The sequence below is a fragment of the Defluviimonas aquaemixtae genome (genome assembly GCF_900302475.1).
GTDB classification, from domain to species: domain Bacteria; phylum Pseudomonadota; class Alphaproteobacteria; order Rhodobacterales; family Rhodobacteraceae; genus Albidovulum; species Albidovulum aquaemixtae.
The window spans coordinates 1,254,916-1,274,398 of record NZ_OMOQ01000001.1; the positions used below are offsets into that span (position 1 = coordinate 1,254,916).

Genomic DNA, 19,483 nt, shown 5'->3' on the forward strand with positions numbered 1-19,483 from the left:
GGAGGCGCATGGGGTCGGGTATGGAGTACCGTCACCGGCCCATGCGCCACGTCCTGACAAGTACGAGGATCGGAGCCATCCGCCCGGTTCCCTATGCTGCTGCGCAGCGGACATTAGGCAGGGCGGGCGGGGGCGTCAACCGGCAAAATCGGCAATAAAGTGTCGCAACGCGCGCGGTTTGGCTATTTTTATTGCGCCGACTGTCGAGCCCGGCGAAAGAAACGCGAATCTCGGCCCGTGCCTAGGCGGGGCCTAGAAGCGCCATGTACCCGCAGTAGGCCGTCAGAAGCCCGAGGCCGCCGACCCGGCTTACGCGCTCGGGCAGAACGGCAAAGCCGAACATGGTGAGCGCCGAGGCGAGCGCGAGGGTCATGTCGAGCCCGGCAAAGCGCGGATCGACGGGGACCGGCGTCACCATGGCCGTGATCCCGATGATGCCGAAGATGTTGAAGACGCAGGAGCCGAGAATGTTGCCCACGCTGATCTCGGGATGGCCGCGCATCGCCGCCATGACAGAGGTTGCGAGTTCGGGCAGCGAGGTGCCGACCGCGACGATGCTCAGGCCGATCACCGCTTCGCTCACCCCGAGCGAGCGGGCGATCTCACTCGCCGAGTCGACCAGAAGACCCGCTCCGATCACGACCGCGATAAGCCCTGCGGCCGCCAGCGCGAGGCTCTTGCCGAGCAGGGGCGGCGGGCCTTTGTCGGGTCCGGGCGGGGCGCTGCCTGCCGCCGAGCGGAAACAGGCCGCGAGATAGGCCATGAGCCCGAGGAAAAGCAGCACCCCCTCGCCGCGCGAGACGACGCCGCCGCCGAGCATCGCCCAGAAGATGACCGTCGCGCCGATGACGACCATGAAGTCGCGTGACAGATCGCCGAACCTGAGCGGCACCGGAGCGATCAGCGCGGCGACGCCGAGGATCAGGAGGATGTTGGCGATATTGGACCCGATGACGTTGCCGAGGGCGAGGGCCGGCACTCCCTCCAGCGCCGCCCGAAGCGCGACCAGAAGCTCGGGCGTGGACGTTCCGAAGCCGACGATCGTCAGTCCGATTACCAGAGGAGGCACGTCGAGCCGCCGCGCAACGCCGACCGCGCCCCGGACGAGCAGTTCACCGCCCAGAAAAAGGCCCGCAAGCCCGATGAGGAAGAACACGTAAGTCAAATCGGGACCCCCGTCCGGTCGTGTTCAAGATCGGAAATGTGGGCTGCATTGCAAGGGCAAACGCCGGATTCTCCTTGCATTTTTCCACCTACGCGGGGGCGCGGACCGGGATCAGGTGCAGGGCGGTCGGCGCGCGGACCGGATGGACAGCCTACGTCCGCGCGGGCAGGATCGCGGCGCGACAGGCAGCCGGCGGAGAGCGGAGATGACGGCGGAAACCATGAGATACGGGGCGATCATGATTCTAGCCGGGATCGGGATCCCGGTCCTCGCCGCGCTCAACGCGCAACTCGGCCACCGACTCGCCTCGCCGCCCGCGGCCGCGCTTGTCCTCTTCGCGGTGGCGTTTTGCGGCACCGCGCTCGTCGTCGTTCTGACGTCCGGGTTTTCGCCGCTCGCCGAGGCGCCCGGCGAACCGAAGCATCTCTTCCTCGCGGGGCTTCTTGTTGCGTTTTACGTGCTGTCGATCACTTGGGTCGCGCCGCGCTTCGGGATCGGCAACGCGATCACCTGTGTGCTTCTCGGACAGCTGCTCTCGGCCGCGCTCATCGACCAGTTCGGGCTCATGGGTGCCATCGTGCGGCAGGTGACGCCCGCGCGTGCGCTCGGGCTTTGCCTCATGGCGGCGGGTGTGGTCCTCGCGCAGCGCGGCTAGGGTGGCGGCGGGGCAGGCGGCATTCACGCCCTGAGGGTGTTCGCAAACAGGGGAAGGACCGGCTTTCTCGTGCTCAAAAGCATGCCTCCTCCGGAGGCACGAAAGATTGCCTCACTCGCCGCGCGGAAAGCGCTTGGAGTCTTCAAGCACGTTCAGATCCATGTGGTTCCGCATGTAGCGCTCGGAGGCCTTCTGCAAGGGCTGGAAATCCCAGGGGAAGTAGCTGCCGTTCCTAAGCGCTTCGTAGACGACCCAGCGGCGGGCCTGGCTTTGCCGCACCTCGGCGTCGAAGCGGGCGAGGTCCCATCGCGCTTCGGATTTGGTCTTCAGGGCCGAAAGCGTGCCGGCGTGGGCCGGGTCGGCGGCGAGATTCCTCATCTCGTGCGGGTCGGCGTCGAGGTCGAAGAGCTGATCGGGGTCGAGCGCGCAGCGGTTGTACTTCCACTGGCCGTAGCGGAGCGAGACCAGGGGTGCGTAGGACGCTTCCGCCGCGTATTCCATCATAACCGGCGCGGTTCGCTCCGTGCCCTTCGCGAGCGGCACGAGGCTCATCCCGTCGGTCCAGGGCATGACCTCGTCCATCGAGACACCGGCGAGATCGCAGAGCGTGGGCGTCACGTCGATGGTCGAGACAGGCGCGTCGATGCGTTGGGGCGAAAGCCCCGGCGCGGCGATCATCAGGGGCACGCGCGACGAGCCGTCGTAGAAGTTCATCTTGAACCACAGCCCGCGCTCACCCAGCATATCGCCGTGGTCGGAGACGAAGAGCACGACCGCCTCCTGCCGCGTCGTCTCCAGCGCCTCGAGGATGCCGCCGATCTTGTCGTCGAGATAGGAGATATTGGCGAAATAGGCGCGGCGCGAGCGGCTTATATCCTCCTCGGTGATCGTGAAGTTCCGCCAGTCGTTCGCGTCGAATATGCGCTGCGCGTGCGGGTCGTGGTCCTCGTAGGCCATCGCGGGCACTCCGGGCAGGAGGTGCTCGCAATCTTCGTAGAGGTCCCAGAACTTCTTTCGCGCGACGTAAGGATCGTGCGGGTGGGTGAAGCTCACGGTCAAGCACCACGGCCGGTCGTCGAGCCCGCGCGCGAGGTCGTAGAGCTTCGCCGTCGCGTTGTAGGCGACCTCGTCGTCGTATTCCATCTGGTTGGTGATCTCGGCGACGCCCGCGCCGGTCACGGAGCCCATGTTGTGGTACCACCAGTCGATCCGCTCGCCGGGCTTGCGGTAGTCGGGCGTCCAGCCGAAATCGGCGGGGTAGATGTCGGTCGTGAGGCGTTGCTCGAAGCCGTGGAGCTGGTCGGGGCCGACGAAGTGCATCTTGCCCGAGAGACACGTCTGGTAGCCCGCGCGGCGCAGGTGATGGGCATAGGTCGGGGTGTCGGAGGCGAACTCTGCGGCGTTGTCGTAGACGCCCGTGCGAGACGGCAACTGGCCTGACATGAACGACGCCCGGCCGGGGGCGCACAAGGGCGAGGCGGTGTAGGCGTTCCTGAACCGGACTGACCGTTCGGCGAGCCGCTTGAGGTTCGGCGCGTGCAGCCAGTCGGCGGGTCCGTCGGGAAACAGCGTGCCGTTCAGTTGGTCGACCATCAGGATCAGGATGTTTGGACGGCGCGCCATATACGTGTCTCCGAGAGAGGTTCGGGGCGAGATTGCGCGAGGCGCTGGGGCCAGTCTGGTCGCGGGGCGACATGACGCTGCCGCCACCGTCATTGAAGCGCCGTTATCCACCCGGCACTCTGCGCCGCGACGGGGAGGCGATTCCCCTCGCGACTACGGAAGGACCGATCCTTGGACCGCAAGCTTCTCCTGATCATCATCGACGGCGTGCCCTACGACAACTGGCGGCGCTATTTCGGCAATCTCGAAGGCTGGGTCGCGTCCGGCGAGGCCCGGGTCTGGCGCATCCGCTCGGTCCTGCCCTCGACCTCCGCCTCGTGCTACGCCTCGATCCATACCGGCGTCAGCCCGCAGGTCCACGGCGTCACCTCGAACGAGACTATCTTCCGGGTGGTGGAGCCCGACATCTTTTCCGAAGCCACGAAGGCGGGCCGGAGGACCGGCGCGGTCGCCCATAGCTTCTGGTCCGAATTCTTCAACCGCGCTCCTTTCGATCCGGTCCGCGACATCGAATACGACGAGCCGCAGGCCAGCCCGATCAGCCACGGCCGCTTCCACACGATGACGGGCTACGGCCATGACAACCAGATGACGCCCTGCGACGCGGATCTGTTCGCGACGCTCACCATGCTCTACGAGCGTCATGGCATCCACTACGGCATGCTGCACAGCTGCACGCTCGACAGCATGGGTCACCGTTTCGGGCACGACTGCACAGAGATGGACAAGGCGTGCTTCCGGCTGGATGGTCAGCTTGCGCCCTACGTCGCCCGCTGGCGGTCGGCGGGCTACGAGGTGGTGGTGACGGCCGATCACGGCCAGTCGGTGCGTGGCCATCACGGCGGCGCCGGCGCAGATCAGCAGGATGCGGCGCTCTACTATTTCGGGCCCGCCGAAGGGCCTGCATCGGACGAGATCCTCGACCAGCTTCAACTTGCGCCCACGATCCTCGCGCGGCTCGGCGTCCCCGTCCCGGCCAGCATGGGCGAGGAGCCGTTCCTGCGCTGACGCTCAGGGCGCCTCGCCACGGCCGAGCGCCGAGAGGGTCGCGATGATCTGCCGGAATGCGTCCCGGGCGCGTGCGCTCCTGTGGCGGGCGCGGAGATAACCGTGGACCAGGCCGGAGTCTTCGATCACCCGCGCCCTGCCGCCGGCGGCCGATATCCGCGCGGCATAGGCGCGCCCGTCATCGGCCAGCGGATCACATCCGGCGACGAAGACGGCGCTCGGCGGCAGGCCGGAGAAATCGCTGTCGTGAAGCGGGTTGGCCGTGGCATCGCGTGGGATCGGACCGTCGCCAAAACGAACTTGAGCGTAGTACACCATGTCATCGCGCGTCAGAAGCGGCGCGTAGGCATGGATCAGGAAGCTTCCCCGGTCGAGGTCGCCGCCGAGATAAGGGTAGATCAGGACCTGGCCCGATATCGCGACCGCACCGCCCCTCAGCCCATGCGCGAGCGCGGCGGCGAGGGTCGCGCCTGCGCTGTCGCCCGCCAGAAGCAGTGGCGCGGCGAATTCCCCGGCGACCGCGGCGGCCGCCGCGCGGGCGTCATCATACTGCGCCGGATGCAGGTGTTCGGGCGCGAGGCGGTAGCCGACCGAGACGAGCCGATATCCCGTCGCGGCGGCAAGCTCGGCGCAAATCGCGTCGTGGCTGTCGAGCCCGCCCAGGACGAAGCCGCCGCCGTGGAAATAGACGACCACGGGGCCGGAGAGTACGTCGGTCGGGGCGTATACCCGGCAGGGAACCCCGCCGAATGTGCGGTCGGTGACCGCTAGGCCCTTGGGCCTCGGCGCATCGAATGCCTGGCAGAGACGAACGTAGCAGGCGCGCTGCTCGCCACGCGACTGGCTGATGCAGTCAGGGGGATAGAAGCTCTCGGCCTCGCGGATGAAGGCCCGGATATCGGCGTCGAGCAGGCGGTCGTATTCGGGCAGAAGAACACTGTCGTCGGGCATGGCGCGTCCCATCCGGGCCTCGTTGACGCCCGAGCATGTGGCGCGCCCGCCGCCGGGTGAAGCGGGTGCTTCAGCGGCGGATGAATGCAGCATGGGCCGGTATCCCGCCGCGAGGACCGCGACCAAGGGCGCGGGCGTCATTACCTCGGCGATGCCGCCGCCGGGACGTGGCAGGGCGGGGCGGTAGCCGTCGGGCGCATAGGGCAGAAGTCGGTCGCCGAGGACCAGGCACGAACCGCCCGCCATGGCGACGAAGGCGCCGTCGGGAAGGGTCGCGATATCCGCCCGGCAGGTCACCTTGGTTCCCCGGCGTGGCACGATGCGGGCCGCGTGCAGGCAGCGGTCGATCTCGGGGGCGCGGGGATCGTCGCCGAGGCCCGCCGCCGCCCAGGCCGCGCGCAAGCGGTCATAGTCCGCCCGCCGGCAAAAGGCGCAAGGCCGGTGCCCGGCGGCCAGCGCCACAGCCTCGTCTAGGAAGAAAAGCGGCGTCCATCTGTGGCCCGAGGCCAGAGGCTGGCGGCGGCCGGGATAGTCCAGGCGGCAGGCGATCCACGCCTTGATGCGATGGTTCCAGCGTCGGCGTCCCGAGGTATCGTAAAGGATGCCCCGGTTGCCCGTCAGAAGGCCGCGTCCGGGATGGGCGACGATCGCGCCTTCCGGCGTGACGCGGTTCTCCCTCGGCATCAGCGCATCCTAAGCGCGCCGTCGAGGCGGATCACCTCGCCGTTCAGGTAGCCGCATTCGACGATGAAGGCGGCGAGCGCGGCGAATTCGGCCGGATCGCCGAGCCGCTTCGGGAACGTCACCTCGGCCGCGAGGCCTTCCTGCACCTCCTCGGGAAGCCCCCGCATCATCGGCGTTGCGAAGATCCCCGGCGCGATGGCGCAGACGCGGATGCCGAGGCTCGCGAGATCGCGCGCGGCGGGCAGCGTCAGCCCGACGATCCCGCCCTTCGAGGCAGCGTAGGCCGCCTGGCCCTTCTGGCCGTCGAAGGCCGCTATCGAGGCGGTGTTGACGATCACGCCACGCTCGGGACCGCCGTTCTTTGCCATCTCGGCGGCTGCAAGGCGCATCACGTTGAAGGTGCCGACAAGGTTGATGTCGATCGTGCGCCGGAAGCTCTCGAGCCGGTGCGGCCCCTCGCGGCCCAGGGTCTTTTCGCCGGTGGCGATCCCGGCGCAGTTGACGAGGATGTCGATCCGTCCCATCTCCGCGCGCGCCGCTGCGACGGCGGTTTCGGCGGAACCTTCCTCGGTCACGTCGACCTCGGCGAAAGCGGCGCCGATCTCCTTCGCGTAGTCGGCTCCTTCCGCGGCACGGTCGAGGATGGTGACCTGGGCGCCCTTCTCCCGCAGTGCCCAGGCGGTCGCGGCGCCGAGTCCCGAGGCGCCTCCAGTGACGATAGCGGCGGCGTCTGCGATCTTCATGGGGGCCTCGCGGTTAAATGAACGAACGTTCATAAACTAACGTGAAGCTCGCGTGCTGTCCACATCGGCCGAAGGCGGCGTCCCCGCCGCCGATGCGCAATATCATGCCGGCGCAGGCAAATGTCTGCCACTTACTCTCAAGGCTTTGTGAATGCCGCTTGGCGCGCGGTATCGCGCGCCTACGTGTCAGGGGACCGGCGTGTCAATCCAGTAGGGTGCGCCGAAAACTTGGAGCAGAGTTGGAGAACATTATGAACACCCTGACAAAAGCCGCCTTTGCTGCCGCGCTTGCCGGTTCCACGGCGGCCCCGGCATTCGCCGCCGGCCTGGGCGAACCGGCGCCCGAGCCCATTGTCGCCGCGCCGGTTATTCCGGTCGCCCCCAGCACGGACTGGACCGGCGGCTATGTCGGTGCGCAGATCGGCTACGGCGACGTGTCGGCCCCCGGCCTGGACGGCGACGGCGTGCTTTACGGCGTGCGCGGCGGCTATGACTGGGATTTCGGCGGCTGGGTCCTGGGCGCAGGCGTCGACTACGACTTCGCCGACATCGACTTGGGCGGCGGGCCGGACAACCTGGAATCGGTCGCACGGCTGAAACTTCGCGTGGGCGCGGATCTTGGTCAGACGCTTCTCTATGCGACGGCCGGTGCCGCACGGGCGGAGGCCGAGATCGGCGGTGTGAGCCGCTCCGACAACGGCTGGTTCGCCGGGATCGGCGCGGACTACATGCTGAATCAGCGCTGGACAGTGGGCGGCGAGATCCTGACCCATCAGTTCGACGATTTCGATGGATCCGGTATCGACGTAGACGCCACGACCGCGTCGGTCAACGCGAGCTTCCGCTTCTGATCGAGCGGCGGGGGGCCCGCGGCCCCCCGCGCCATCGTCTGCGCCCGACGTGGCGGTAGGGCTGCGGCATCCCCGAATGGTCCTCGCCGAGAGTCCGCTTTCGGGCGCGCCGAAGGCAATGAGCGCCGCTTCCGATTGCCGTGAATACGGGTCCGGAAAGAAAACAGTCGCTCGCGCAGGCTGTCGAATATCACTTTGCCATCAACAGCGCGTTGCACGAGCGAGGAATCACGACCTTCGTGCCTGAAATGAAACCAGGACATCGCTGCAAATCTGAGTGGTGATAGCTTCAGGACAGCGTCGTTGGTCTGCGCCAGCTTGATCGGTTCCTGGACATCGGCCTTCGCGATCATGTGCGCCCGGTCCCTTTCTGGAAACGCATCAAGCTGAATTGCGTGGGCCAGGTACTCATGCGCGATGGTGGTCAAGAAGCGGTCTGCGGCTGCCTGATCCAGGAAGGCATGCGCAAGCTTATGAACGATTAGACTATCGAACAGAAACTTGGCGCTCATCTCAGGGAAAGCCGTCGCAAGATCAGGCTGCTCCTCAAGGCAGTCGGTTGGAAGGATTTGCAGCTTTCTCTTCTGAGAGCTGTAAGGCGCCGAACAGGTTCCCGGAGCGACGTCCAGATTCGCCGTCATCTCCATGCGGATTGCGTGCTCGATATCCAGGCCGAGTGAACAGAGGCCCGCATCTGCCGACGCCGCCGCGTTGCAGGCCGACTGCGCGTCGGTTGTGTTGTCGGTCGACAGGGATATGCGAGAAGTAATGCACTCACGCACGATTGGCGTATCTCCGATCGCCGGGGAGGCGCTACGCGACTGCGGAAACAATCAAAAGGACGCGACCGGTAAAACCACGTCTTTCATTCCAATGCGCGATCTCCCCGTCAGCGTATGACGAATGCCATACGCGGCTGCGCGGTCGTCGCGGGCTGAGCGTATTCTAGCCGACCCATGTTCGTCGGATAGGCCCTCGGCACCCATCCTGCAACCATTCCCGGCAAGCCCCGCGCCGCGCACTGCCGGGAGCGAGGCTGTCTGGATCGGAACAGGAGATCGGAATGCATCGCTTCATGAAATTTGGGCCAGCCGTCCTGGTCGCCGTGTCTTTTGCATTGCCGGTTCAAGCGGACGGACCGCAGGCGCCGGTCGCATTGCAGGAAACCTCCGCCGTGCAGCAGCTGTCGCTCATCGGGTCCGACTATGATTGGACGGGTGGCTATGTCGGGGCGGCTGTCGGATACGGGAGGGTCAAGGCAGGGAGCGTCAAGGACAACGGCGTGCTTTACGGTCTGCGGGCCGGCTACGACTGGGAAATGGAAGGCTGGGTTCTGGGTGTGGGCGTCGACCACGACATTGCGGACATCAAGCTTTCGGGCGGTTCCGACAAGCTCAAGTCGATCACGCGGCTCAAGCTCAGAGCCGGCGCTGATCTCGGCAAGGTGTTGGTCTACGCGACGGCCGGACCGGCCCGGGCAAAGGCGCGGCTCGGCGGCAGGAGTAGCACCGATACCGGCTGGTTCGCGGGCGTCGGCGCGGATTACGCGATCGACCCGCAATGGACGATCGGGGCGGAGATCCTGACCAACCAGTTCAACAAGTTTGGCGGAAGTACCACCGATCTCACGGCCACGACCGCGTCGGTCAATGTCGGGTTCCGGTTCTGAGCGGTGCGCGCGGGCGCGGTCACCAGCGTCCGCTCGCCCCGCCGCCCGACGACCGGCCACCCCCGAAGGAGCCGCGCGATCCGCCGGTGCGGCGGCGCGGCGAGACCCGGTATTCCCGCTCGTCCCGGTAGTCGCAGTTGTCGCAGGTGACGGTGAGCCGGCCGATCCGGCCCTCCCGCGTGCCTTTGTTCTCGGGCGCATCCCGGTGCCGGTGCAGGCCGCGTGCGCCGCATTGCGGGCAGCGTCTCAGGCGGTAGAACGCATCGCGCAGCCTTCGCTCGAATAAGCCGAGCGCGACAATCGCGGAGAAGACTGCCGCGAATATCCAGCCGCCGAACCGGTCGGCGAAGCCCCTTTCTGCCTCCGGGACCGCTGCGGGCGGCAGCGACGCTGCGTGGCGCCGGGCGATGCGCTCGGCGGTCTCGGCCACCCCGGCAGTAATGCCCTCGCCATGGCGGCCCTCGCGGAAGGCGGGCACCATCCAGCGGCTCACGATATCCTGCGCGGCCACGTCGAAGCCCTGGTGATAGGCAGACCCGAGCACGATCCGGGTTTCCCGGTCATCGGTCAGAAGCAGGACGAGGATGCCGTCATTGCGGCCGGCATCGCCCACGCCCCAGGCATTGAACAACTCCGTCGCGAACCCCTCCGTAGATGGTGCGTCGTCGAACTCCGCGCGGCTCCGAAGCGTCACAACCGTCATCTCGACGCCCGTCTCGTCGAATAGCGCGGCCAGCGTCGCGGCAAGGCGCGTCTCGGTGTCTCCAGCTATGACCCCGGCGAAGTCGTTGACGTAAAGATCGCGTGGCTCGGGGTAGGGCTTGGCCTGCGCTGTCATAGGGGCCGCGAGCCAGAAAAAGGCCATCAGAAAGCCCAGGCGGATCGTCCCGATCGCTCGGATCATCGCGAAGCGTGTCACTGTCATCCCTCCTCGGGGTCCGGGAAAGCCATGGCCCTCGCGGCTTGGCAAGGTCACGCGCAAGATGTCGCACCGGGTCGTGTGCTGTTGCAGCCTGTCATCAGAGCGGCCCGGAAATCGGGCTATAGCGAAATTTACCCAAGGGATATCCGACGTTGCCACATTATTGTCGGTATGAAGGCGAAAAAGACCGCGCCGAACACGCGAATCGTCCGGCAGAAGGAAGGATGGTGTGACATGCGCATCGTGAAAGTTCTGACGAGGCTCGGCATTCTGTCGGCCGCACTGGCGCTGGCGGCCTGCGCCGATTTCCGGACCAGCTACTCGGCTCCGGTTCCGGCCGAGCAATCGGCGGGCTGGCGCCTGGCCGGGGTCTCGGTCACGGTCCCCGAGACGCTGAGCGTGTCCGAGGCGCGGACGCTTCTGCCCAATGCCGACATCGTCTGGCGCGAAGACCCGCCGGGCGACCGCCGGGCGCAGGTCGCGACGATCCTCACCGACGCCACGCGACAGGGCGCGGCAGGGCTGAAGGGCGGAACGCCCGTGCGGCTGGAACTGACCGTTTCGCGGTTCCACGCCTTGACCTTCGAAGCCGAACAGCGCCTTCAGCGTGCCGGCGTGCACGACATCGAATTCGTCCTCCGGGCTGTAGATGCTCGCACGGGCAGGGTGCTCGCCGGTCCCGACATGATCGAGGCGTCGCTGCCGGCCCTGTCGGGCATCAAGATGCTCGAGGCGCGGGCGCGCGGCGCCAGCCAGAAATCCCATATCACCGCCCACGTGCGCCGCGTCATCGCCGGCTGGCTGAGCCTCGGCCCCGATCCGCGGGTCGAGTTCACCCGCATCGGCGGCTGATACGAGCGGAGGGCTGCCGTCAGGGACCGGGGGGCAGGACCGCCCGGACCTTCTTCGGCAGGCCCGCCCGTACCAGCCGGTAGGAGCTTTCGATGCGGTGGCGAAGCTCCGCCTCGTCGCTCTCGAACGGAAGGTTCACCCAGGAGCGGTGGAAGTACGGCGCCTTCACCCCGACGCCGGCGTCGATCAGCATCTCCGCGGTCTCGACGCTGTCGGTCTTGACCGAGACGCCCGGCATGACCGCGCCGATGCAGGCGAACATCTTGCCGCCGACCTTCCAGGCGTCGTGCCCGCCGCCCCACGGGTCGGACACCTCGGCGCCGGGCAGGGCTGCACAGATCGAATTGACCAGATCGCGGCTCATAGCGGGCAGGATGCCACGCGGCCCGCGCGCTGGAAAGCCTTGGCAGGTCAGGCGGTTTGCGCTAAAACGCGTTTCATGAACACGAACGGCAACATCTGCATCATCTGCATTACCGGCTGACACAAGTCAGGCGGGCCGTTCTTCTGTTTCCAACCCATTTGAAGACTGCTAAGCCCGCCGCCGGGATGCGTGCGCGAGGGAAATTGGCCATGACGACCATCAGGCTCACCAACACGAAGACCCGGGCTAAGGAGGTCTTCGAGCCCATCGATCCCAAGAATGTGCGGATGTATGTCTGCGGGCCGACGGTCTATGACCGCGCCCATATCGGCAATGCCCGCCCCGTGATCGTCTTCGACGTCTTGTTCCGGCTTCTGCGGCACGTCTACGGGGTAGATCACGTGACCTATGTCCGCAACTTCACCGACGTCGACGACAAGATCAACGCCGAGGCGCAGCGCCGCAAGGATGCGGGCGACCCGCGTTCGCTGGAAGACCTGATCCACGAGCGTACCGACGAGACGATCGGCTGGTATCACGCCGACATGGCCGCTCTCGGCAATCTCGATCCGACGGAAGAGCCGCGCGCGACCGAATATATCGGCCAGATGATCGCGATGATCGAGGACCTGATCAAGAAGGGCCACGCCTACGAAAAGGAGGGCCACGTCCTCTTCCGCGTCCGGTCCTACGAGAACTACGGCAAGCTCTCGGGCCGCTCGGTCGACGACATGATCGCGGGCGCGCGGGTCGAGGTGGCACCCTTCAAGGAAGACCCGATGGACTTCGTCCTCTGGAAGCCCTCGACCGACGACCTGCCGGGCTGGGCCTCGCCCTGGGGCCGGGGCCGCCCCGGCTGGCACATCGAGTGCTCGGCGATGGCGCACGAGCTTCTGGGCGAGAGTTTCGACATCCACGGCGGCGGCATCGACCTCCAGTTCCCGCACCACGAGAACGAAATCGCCCAGTCGATGTGCAGCCACCCGGAGGGAGACTTCGCGAAGGTCTGGATGCACAACGAGATGCTCCAGGTCGAGGGCAAGAAGATGTCCAAGTCCCTGGGCAACTTCTTCACCGTGCGTGATTTGCTGGATCAGGGCATCCCGGGGGAGGTGATCCGGTTCGTCTATCTCCAGACGCATTACGGCAAACCGATGGATTGGACGGAGGAGAAGGTGAAGCAGGCCGAGGCGACGCTTCGGAAGTGGCGTGGGCTCGCCGCGGACATCGAGCCCGCGCCGAGCCCCGCGCCCTCCGTCATCGCCGCGCTCGCCGACGACCTCAACACGGCGAGCGCGATTGCCGAATTGCATGCGTTAGCGGGTGCGGGGGATGCGGAGGGTTTGAAGGCGTCGGCGGGGTTAATGGGTTTGCTCACCAATGAACTGGACAATTGGAATTGGTCGAGTGAGGTCATTGTCGGAACAGGAGGCGTCGAGGTGGGAAATGTCCGTGCCCGAGGCCGAGGCATTGTCATTGACGCTGCAGTGAAGGCAGAAATAGATTCCTTGATCGCCCAGCGTTCGGAGGCTCGCAGGAATAAGGACTTTGCCCGCGCCGACGCGCTCCGAGACGTTTTCGCCGAGGCTGGTGTGATTGTGAAGGACACGCCGAAAGGGGCAGAGTGGGAACTCGCGCCCGACTTCGATCCTGCAAAGCTGGTGGCCCTGAAATGAGCCTCCTGACCGCATCGCACGCAACAGAGGTTCGCCCCCGGCCCGAGGGTGGGGGCGATTTCGCCCTCGCCCTGGGGGGCGGGTCGGGGGCGAACCGGGTCGCAGGCGATCCGGGTGGGAGAAGAAGAGTGCTGAATGCACAGCAGGGCGGGTCGGGCGCTGCCCGGTTCGCGGGCGAACCGGGCCTTTGTCGCGCGCAAAACCCTTTCGATCCGGTTAACGGAAATCGAAAAATCGTTTTGAATCAACGAATAACCTCGGATTTCACGCGTGAAATCCCGAGTGGTTTCACACCCGGAGGCACCTCATGAAATTGGACCGCCTCTACCTCTACGACACCACCCTCCGCGACGGCCAGCAGACCCAAGGGGTGCAGTTCTCGGTCGCCGAGAAGCGCCAGATCGCGGCGGCCCTTGACGCCCTCGGGATCGACCATATCGAGGGCGGCTGGCCCGGCGCCAACCCGACCGACAGCGACTTCTTCGACAGCCGCCCCGATACGAAGGCCACATTCACGGCCTTCGGCATGACCAAGCGGGCGGGCCGCTCGGCCGAGAACGACGACGTCCTCGCCGCCGTCCTGAACGCAGGGACCCCCGCCGTCTGTCTCGTCGGCAAGACCTACGATTTCCACGTCACGGCCGCGCTCGGGATAACCCTCGAGGAGAACGTGGAAAACATTGCCGCCTCGATCGCCCACTGCGTCGCGAAGGGCCGCGAGACGCTCTTCGACGCCGAGCATTTCTTCGACGGCTGGAGGGCCGACCCCGCCTACGCGCTCGTCTGCCTCAAGGCCGCGTACGACGCCGGCGCGCGCTGGATCGTGCTCTGCGACACCAATGGCGGCACGCTGCCAGCGGATGTGGGCCGGATCACCGAGGAGGTGATCGCCGCTGGCATCCCCGGCGACCGGCTCGGCATCCACACCCACAACGACACCGAGAACGCCGTCGCCGCGTCGCTTGCCGCCGTGGATGCCGGGGCGCGGCAGATCCAGGGCACGCTGAACGGGCTCGGCGAGCGCTGCGGCAACGCGAACCTGACCTCGCTCATCCCGACCCTTCTCCTGAAGGAGCCCTATGCGAGCCGCTACGAGACCGGCGTCACGCGTGCCGCGCTCAAGGGCCTGACCCGAGCGTCCCGTCTGCTCGACGACATCCTGAACCGGGTGCCGTTGCGCAGCGCGCCGTATGTCGGCGCCTCGGCCTTCGCCCACAAGGCGGGACTGCATGCGAGCGCGATCCTGAAGGACCCCACGACCTACGAGCACATCGATCCCGGCATCGTGGGGAACGAGCGTGTGATCCCGATGTCGAACCAGGCCGGCCAGTCGAACCTGCGCGCGCGGCTCGCCGCGGCGGGGATCAAGGTTCCGGCGAAGGACGCCCGCCTCGCCCGCATCCTCGAGACGATCAAGGCGCGCGAGGATATGGGCTATGCCTATGACGGCGCGCAAGCCTCCTTCGAGCTCCTCGCGCGGCGGGAGCTCGGGCTTCTCCCCGACTTCTTCGAGGTCAAGCGCTACCGCGTGACGGTCGAGCGGCGGAAGAACCGGCGCGACCGGATGGTGACGATGTCCGAGGCCGTCGTCGTCGTGAAGATCGGCGGCGAGAAGATGCTGTCGGTATCCGAGAGCATGGATGAGGCAGGCTCGGACCGGGGTCCGGTCAACGCGCTCTCGAAGGCGCTGGCGAAGGATCTCGGGCCCTACCAGGCCAATATCGACGACATGAAGCTCGTCGATTTCAAGGTGCGGATCACGCAAGGGGGGACCGAGGCCGTGACCCGCGTCATCATCGACAGCGAGGATGGCGAAGGCCACCGCTGGTCCACGGTCGGTGTCAGCCCCAACATCGTCGATGCGAGCTTCGAGGCGCTTTTGGACGCGATCACCTGGAAGCTCGTCCACGACGGGGCGGCGCCGGCGTGACGCAGGCGTTCTTCACGCTCCACCGCGATCTCCCGCGTGAGGGGCCGGGAACGGCGGAGGACGTCCGCTGGGCGCTCTCGATCGTCGGCCGGCCGGCGCGGGTGATCGACGCCGCCTGCGGTCCGGGGGCGGACACCGTGACCTTGGCCGAGGAACTGCCCGAGGCGCGGATCGAGGCGGTGGACCGGACCACGCATTTCGTCGCCGAGGCGCGGACTCGTGTGGCCCGGTTCGGCGGGCGGGTCAGCGTGCGCGAGGGTGACATGCGCGAGCTGACCGGCCCCGCCGATCTCATCTGGTGCGCGGGCGCGCTCTACTTCCTCGGCATCGAGACCGCGCTGCCGCTCTGGCGGCGGGCGCTGGCGCCCGGCGGCAAGGTCGCCTTCTCCGAACCGGTCTTCGTGACCGACCCGCCCTCCGAAGCCGCGCGTGCCTTCTGGGCCGACTATCCCGGCGTCGGCGGGGCGGCGAGCATCGCCCGGCGGGTAGAGGAAGCGGAATACCGGGCCGTCGCGACGCGCACGCTGACCGGGCAGCCTTGGGCCGACTATTACCTGCCGATGGAAGCGCGGATCGAGCGCCTCCGGCCGGGAGCATCGGGCGCGCTCGCCCAAGTGCTCGACGCGGCGGAGCGCGAGATCGCGCTCTGGCGCGCAGCCCCCGATGAGGTCGCCTATCTTCTGGCTGTGACGGAGCCGGCATGAGCGCCCGGGCCTGCGCGGAACTGGTGGAGCGCGGCGATCCAGAGCGCTTCGCCGCGACGATGGCGGCACCCGTCGCGGTGCGCGATGCGCTTTGGCCGCTCTACGCGGCAAATCTGGAAATCGCCCGCGCGCCCTGGGCCTCGGCCGAGCCGATGGTGGCGGAGATGCGGCTTCAATGGTGGATCGATGCGATCCGCGACCTGGCGGCAGGTAGCGAACCACCGGGCCATCCGGTGGCCGAGGCGCTGGCGCCGCTTATGGCCCGCGATCCCGGGTTGGCGGGTCTGCTGACCGGCCTCGCCGAGGCCCGGCGCTGGGATTGCTGGCGCGAGCCGTTCGAGGACCGCGCCGCCTTTGACAGCTATATCGACGCCACGTCCGGAAATCTCATGTGGGCCGCCGCCCGTAGCCTCGGCGCGACCGAGACGGCCGAGCCTGCGATTCGCGACTTCGCCTGGGGCGCGGGGCTCGCGGCCTATCTCCGCGCCGCGCCAGAGCTTGAGGCGCGCGGCCGCATCCCCTTCACCGATGGCCAGCCCGAGAGCCTCGCCCGGCTCGCCGAGGAGGGCCGCGCCCGTATCGCCCGCGCCCGCACCGCCGGCATCCCGCGCGCCGCGCGGCCCGCCCTCTGGACGGGCGCCACCGCCGCTGCGATCCTCGCCCGCGCCGCACGCGACCCCGGTCTCGTTGCGAAAGCCGCGCTCGGACCCTCCTTCTTCGCCCGACGCACAGCGCTTCTCGTCCGCGCTCTTACGGGACGCATCTGAACGTCAGTCTTTCTTCTGTTCCCAAGTACCTCGGGGGAGTCGGCGCAAATGCGACGACGGGGGCAGCGCCCCCTTGCGCGCGTCACTCCACGCGCGGCCGGAGGATGAGCCAGACGAGCGAGCCGCCCGCCAGGACGAGGAACGGCAGCATCGCGATGTTGACCGCCTGCCAGCCGGCGATGACGCTCGTGCCCGAGCAGTTCATCAGCCCGCCCGAGGCGAGCGACGCGACCGTGACGCCGCCGAAGACGACGAAGTCGTTGAGCCCCTGAAGGCGGCCCCTCTCCTCGGGCGCATGAGCCGAGGAGAGAAGTGTGGTCGCGCCAATGAAGCCGAAGTTCCAGCCGATCCCGAGCAGGATGAGCGCCAGGAAGAACTGCTCGAGCGCGACGCCTGACAGCGCTACTGCCCCGGCGCCGGCGAGTATGACCAGTCCCGTGCCCATGATCCTCGGCGCGCCGAAACGGTTGATGAGATGACCCGTGAAGAACGATGGGATGAACATCGCGAGGACGTGCGCCGAGACCACATCGGCGGCATTGCCCTTGTCGAACCCGCAGCCGACGACGGCCAAAGGCGTTGAGGTCATGACGAGGTTCATGAGCGCGTAACTCACCAATGCGCAGATGATGGCGACAAGGATCGTCGGGTCGCGCAGCATCTCTCCCCGGCTGCGGCCCGCGCTTTCACCTTCGGCGAGGCGCCGCGGAAGCGGGATGTCGAGAAAGAGGAACAGAAACGCGCCTGCGGCATTTACGACGATCACGGTGACGTAGGTGCCCAGGAAGGTGACCGGCAGCGCGTCGGCCGTCACCTTGACCAGCTGCGGCCCGATGATCGCCGAGGCGAGCCCGCCCGCCATGACCCAGGATATCGCCTTGGGCCGGAACGTGTCGGAGGCCGTATCGGCGGCGGCGAAGCGGTAAAAGCCCTGCGCGGACATGTAGATCCCGGTCAGGAGTGATCCGATAAGAAAGAGTGCGAAGGATCCGTGATAAAGGCCGAGCGCCCCGACCGCAGCGCCGACCGCCCCGCCGGTCGTCCCGATCCAGAATCCGGCGCGGCGGCCGAAGCGCGCCATCATCGACGACAGGGGCGTCGCCGTCAGCATCGAACCCAGAACGATCATCGAGATCGGCAGCGTGGCGAGGCACGGATTGGGCGCCAACATCTGCCCCGCAAGTCCGCCGACGACGAAGATCATCGGCATCTGCGCGCCGAGAATGGCCTGCGCGAGGATGAGCACCACGACATTGCGTCGGGCGCGGTGCGAGTAGTCTGGAAGGGGAGCAGTGACTTCCATGCCGCCTGCCTAGTCCGGCCCGGCGAGGTTGGGCAAGAGCTTCGTTGTCACGGGTACAATCCGGACGTCGGCGCGACGGCCCGCTCACTCGTCCGGCGGCACGAGGCCGAGGCCGCGCAGATAGATTCCGATTCCGGTTTCCAGAAGCTCCTCGGGCGGGAAAGGCGCGCGGGCGCCCGGCGCTCCGCGCGTGAAAAGCTCCACGACACCGTGGCTCATCGCCCAGATATGGGCCGAGAACATTGAGGCGGGCGGGCGTTTCTCGACCGGAATATGTTGCGACAAGGCCTCGGCGGCACGTGTGAAGACGAGCCGCGCGCGTTCGGAAGCGCGGGCGAGATCGGGGTTGGCATTCAGAGAAATGCCGCTTTCGAACATCGCCATGTAGTAGCCTGGGAACTTCCGCGCGAAGGCCAGGTAGGCGCGGCCCGTCGCCTCGAAGGCGGCAAGGGCGGAGGGTTGGCCCCTTTTGTAGGCATGATCCATCAGGTCGGCGAAGATCTCGAACCCGCGCCGCGCGATCTCGGCGATGATGTCGTCGCGCCCGGCGAAGTGGCGGTAGACGGCGGCCGGGGTAACGCCCGCCGACTTCGCCGCATCGGAAAGCGTGAAGCCCTGCGGCCCCTGTTTCTCGATCAGCATCAGCGCCGCGTCGATCAGCGCCTCGCGCAGGTTGCCGTGGTGATAGCCTTGCTTAGGCATCCAATATCCCGGGCCCGCCGCAGATGAGTGGATCGACCTTCCCGATCGCCTTGCCGGATTTGCCTGCGTAATCCATAGCGTCGAGGACGGTCTGAATCGCCGCGATGCGGGCGCGGGCCTTGTCGTCGGCGCGGATCACGGTCCAGGGCGCGTGATCGGAATGGCTGCGGCTCAGCGTTTCGCGGATCGCCTCGGTGTAGGCGTCCCATTTCTTCAGCCCCTCGACGTCGATCCAGCTCAGCTTCCATTGCTTCAGGGGATCGCCTTCGCGCTTGAGAAAACGGCGGAGTTGTTCGGCCCGGCCGACGTTCAGCCAGAGCTTCACCAGCGTGATCCCCTCATCGACGATCATGTTCTCGAATTCGGGAAGCTGACGGAAGAACAGTTCGCGCTGCCCGGGCGTGCAGAATCCGAAGACATGTTCCACAACGCCGCGGTTGTACCACGACCGGTCGAACATCGCGATCTCGCCGGCCGCCGGCAGCCAATCGACGTAGCGCTGGAAGTACCACTGGGTCGCCTCTCGTTCCGTCGGCTTCGGGAGCGCCACAATATAGGCCGCGCGCGGGTTGAGATTCTCGCGCATCCGCTCGATCGAGCCGCCTTTGCCGGCAGCGTCGCGGCCCTCAAAGATGACGCAGAGGCGATTGCCCGTCTCCCGCAGGTCATGGAGCATCTTCACAAGCTCGACCTGAAGCGCCTTCATCTGCCGGTCGTAGTCCTTGCCCTTCATCTCGCGGTCGTAGGGGTAGGTGCCGGACAGGATGTCGTCCTTGTCACCCTTCCGGATCGCCTCGCGGATATCCTTTGGCGCCTGGTTTTCGAGATAGCCGGTGATGTCGCCGACGAAGGGAATGTCGGTCGGGCGGTCCTCCGCGTCGTTTTTCGCCATGGCCGGCTCCTCGTCGGGTTTG

At 66.9% G+C, this 19,483-nt stretch carries 19 protein-coding genes; 9 read left to right on the forward strand and 10 right to left on the reverse strand.

All coding sequences use genetic code 11. The features are described from left to right. Positions 1–241 precede the first annotated feature (241 nt). Entirely contained in the window at positions 242–1,156 is a 915-nt protein-coding gene (locus DEA8626_RS06205) for a calcium/sodium antiporter (RefSeq protein WP_245890842.1), read from the reverse strand. A 214-nt stretch (positions 1,157–1,370) separates the two neighbouring features. Between DEA8626_RS06205 and DEA8626_RS06210 the strand changes: the two genes are divergently transcribed. Next, positions 1,371–1,820, forward strand: a complete 450-nt coding sequence (locus DEA8626_RS06210; RefSeq protein ID WP_245890780.1) for a DMT family transporter — start codon at positions 1,371–1,373, stop codon at positions 1,818–1,820. 111 nt (positions 1,821–1,931) lie between these two features. Here the strand turns inward: DEA8626_RS06210 and betC are convergent, their stop codons facing one another. Further along, positions 1,932–3,443 carry a choline-sulfatase gene (gene betC, locus DEA8626_RS06215; protein WP_108852145.1) on the reverse strand — a complete coding sequence of 504 codons (1,512 nt, stop codon included), beginning with the start codon at positions 3,441–3,443 and terminating at the stop codon, positions 1,932–1,934. Positions 3,444–3,614: 171 nt separating this feature from the next. Between betC and DEA8626_RS06220 the strand changes: the two genes are divergently transcribed. Then, entirely contained in the window at positions 3,615–4,451 is an 837-nt protein-coding gene (locus DEA8626_RS06220; protein ID WP_108852146.1) for an alkaline phosphatase family protein, read from the forward strand. A 3-nt stretch (positions 4,452–4,454) separates the two neighbouring features. Here the strand turns inward: DEA8626_RS06220 and DEA8626_RS21685 are convergent, their stop codons facing one another. Then, positions 4,455–6,086, reverse strand: a complete 1,632-nt coding sequence (locus DEA8626_RS21685) for an alpha/beta hydrolase (protein WP_306418093.1) — start codon at positions 6,084–6,086, stop codon at positions 4,455–4,457. Beyond that, entirely contained in the window at positions 6,086–6,829 is a 744-nt protein-coding gene (locus tag DEA8626_RS06230) for an SDR family NAD(P)-dependent oxidoreductase (protein WP_108852147.1), read from the reverse strand. Before DEA8626_RS06230 ends, DEA8626_RS21685 begins: the two co-directional genes overlap by 1 nt. 251 nt (positions 6,830–7,080) lie before the next feature. Here DEA8626_RS06230 and DEA8626_RS06235 point away from each other — a divergent pair, with 251 nt between their 5' ends. Then, positions 7,081–7,680, forward strand: coding sequence for an outer membrane protein (locus DEA8626_RS06235; protein WP_108852148.1), 600 nt, complete (start codon positions 7,081–7,083; stop codon positions 7,678–7,680). Here the strand turns inward: DEA8626_RS06235 and DEA8626_RS20810 are convergent. Continuing rightward, positions 7,602–8,462 carry a DUF6639 family protein gene (locus DEA8626_RS20810; RefSeq protein WP_146188838.1) on the reverse strand — a complete coding sequence of 287 codons (861 nt, stop codon included), beginning with the start codon at positions 8,460–8,462 and terminating at the stop codon, positions 7,602–7,604. The genes DEA8626_RS06235 and DEA8626_RS20810 overlap by 79 nt on opposite strands. A gap of 281 nt (positions 8,463–8,743) precedes the next feature. Between DEA8626_RS20810 and DEA8626_RS06240 the strand changes: the two genes are divergently transcribed. Then, the gene (locus DEA8626_RS06240; protein WP_108852149.1) at positions 8,744–9,349 is read left to right on the forward strand and encodes an outer membrane protein; all 606 of its coding nucleotides are present in this window, start codon (positions 8,744–8,746) and stop codon (positions 9,347–9,349) included. 19 nt (positions 9,350–9,368) lie between these two features. Here DEA8626_RS06240 and DEA8626_RS21005 read toward each other — a convergent pair whose 3' ends face one another. Beyond that, positions 9,369–10,274 (reverse strand): TPM domain-containing protein, encoded by a 906-nt coding sequence (locus tag DEA8626_RS21005; RefSeq protein WP_219929168.1) that lies wholly within the window; start codon positions 10,272–10,274, stop codon positions 9,369–9,371. Positions 10,275–10,505: 231 nt separating this feature from the next. On the opposite strand from DEA8626_RS21005, the gene DEA8626_RS21010 reads away from it, so the two are divergent. Next, the gene (locus DEA8626_RS21010; RefSeq protein WP_181366371.1) at positions 10,506–11,123 is read left to right on the forward strand and encodes a DUF6778 family protein; all 618 of its coding nucleotides are present in this window, start codon (positions 10,506–10,508) and stop codon (positions 11,121–11,123) included. Positions 11,124–11,142: 19 nt separating this feature from the next. Here the strand turns inward: DEA8626_RS21010 and DEA8626_RS06250 are convergent, their stop codons facing one another. Next, on the reverse strand, positions 11,143–11,487 hold the full coding sequence (locus tag DEA8626_RS06250; protein ID WP_108852151.1) for an MmcQ/YjbR family DNA-binding protein: 345 nt from the start codon (positions 11,485–11,487) through the stop codon (positions 11,143–11,145). Positions 11,488–11,696: 209 nt separating this feature from the next. Between DEA8626_RS06250 and cysS the strand changes: the two genes are divergently transcribed. From cysS to DEA8626_RS06270, 4 genes are all read left to right on the forward strand, one after another. Further along, complete coding sequence (cysS, locus tag DEA8626_RS06255) at positions 11,697–13,163, forward strand: cysteine--tRNA ligase (protein WP_108852152.1); 1,467 nt, start codon at positions 11,697–11,699, stop codon at positions 13,161–13,163. A gap of 307 nt (positions 13,164–13,470) precedes the next feature. After that, a complete protein-coding gene (cimA, locus tag DEA8626_RS06260; protein ID WP_108852153.1) occupies positions 13,471–15,093 on the forward strand; it encodes a citramalate synthase in 1,623 nt (540 codons plus the stop codon). Next, complete coding sequence (locus DEA8626_RS06265; protein WP_108852154.1) at positions 15,090–15,797, forward strand: class I SAM-dependent methyltransferase; 708 nt, start codon at positions 15,090–15,092, stop codon at positions 15,795–15,797. The genes cimA and DEA8626_RS06265 overlap by 4 nt, the downstream gene beginning before the upstream one ends. Beyond that, positions 15,794–16,564 carry a squalene/phytoene synthase family protein gene (locus DEA8626_RS06270; protein WP_108852155.1) on the forward strand — a complete coding sequence of 257 codons (771 nt, stop codon included), beginning with the start codon at positions 15,794–15,796 and terminating at the stop codon, positions 16,562–16,564. Before DEA8626_RS06265 ends, DEA8626_RS06270 begins: the two co-directional genes overlap by 4 nt. A gap of 82 nt (positions 16,565–16,646) precedes the next feature. Here DEA8626_RS06270 and DEA8626_RS06275 read toward each other — a convergent pair whose 3' ends face one another. The 3 genes from DEA8626_RS06275 to ppk2 all read right to left on the reverse strand — a co-directional run bounded on the left by DEA8626_RS06275 (position 16,647) and on the right by ppk2 (position 19,461). Next, a complete protein-coding gene (locus DEA8626_RS06275; RefSeq protein ID WP_108852156.1) occupies positions 16,647–17,867 on the reverse strand; it encodes an MFS transporter in 1,221 nt (406 codons plus the stop codon). 84 nt (positions 17,868–17,951) lie between these two features. Further along, the gene (locus DEA8626_RS06280) at positions 17,952–18,569 is read right to left on the reverse strand and encodes a TetR/AcrR family transcriptional regulator (RefSeq protein ID WP_108852157.1); all 618 of its coding nucleotides are present in this window, start codon (positions 18,567–18,569) and stop codon (positions 17,952–17,954) included. Continuing rightward, positions 18,562–19,461: a polyphosphate kinase 2 gene (ppk2, locus tag DEA8626_RS06285; protein ID WP_108852158.1), complete on the reverse strand. Its 900-nt coding sequence runs from the start codon at positions 19,459–19,461 to the stop codon at positions 18,562–18,564. The genes DEA8626_RS06280 and ppk2 overlap by 8 nt, the downstream gene beginning before the upstream one ends. Between the last annotated feature and the right edge of the window lie 22 nt (positions 19,462–19,483).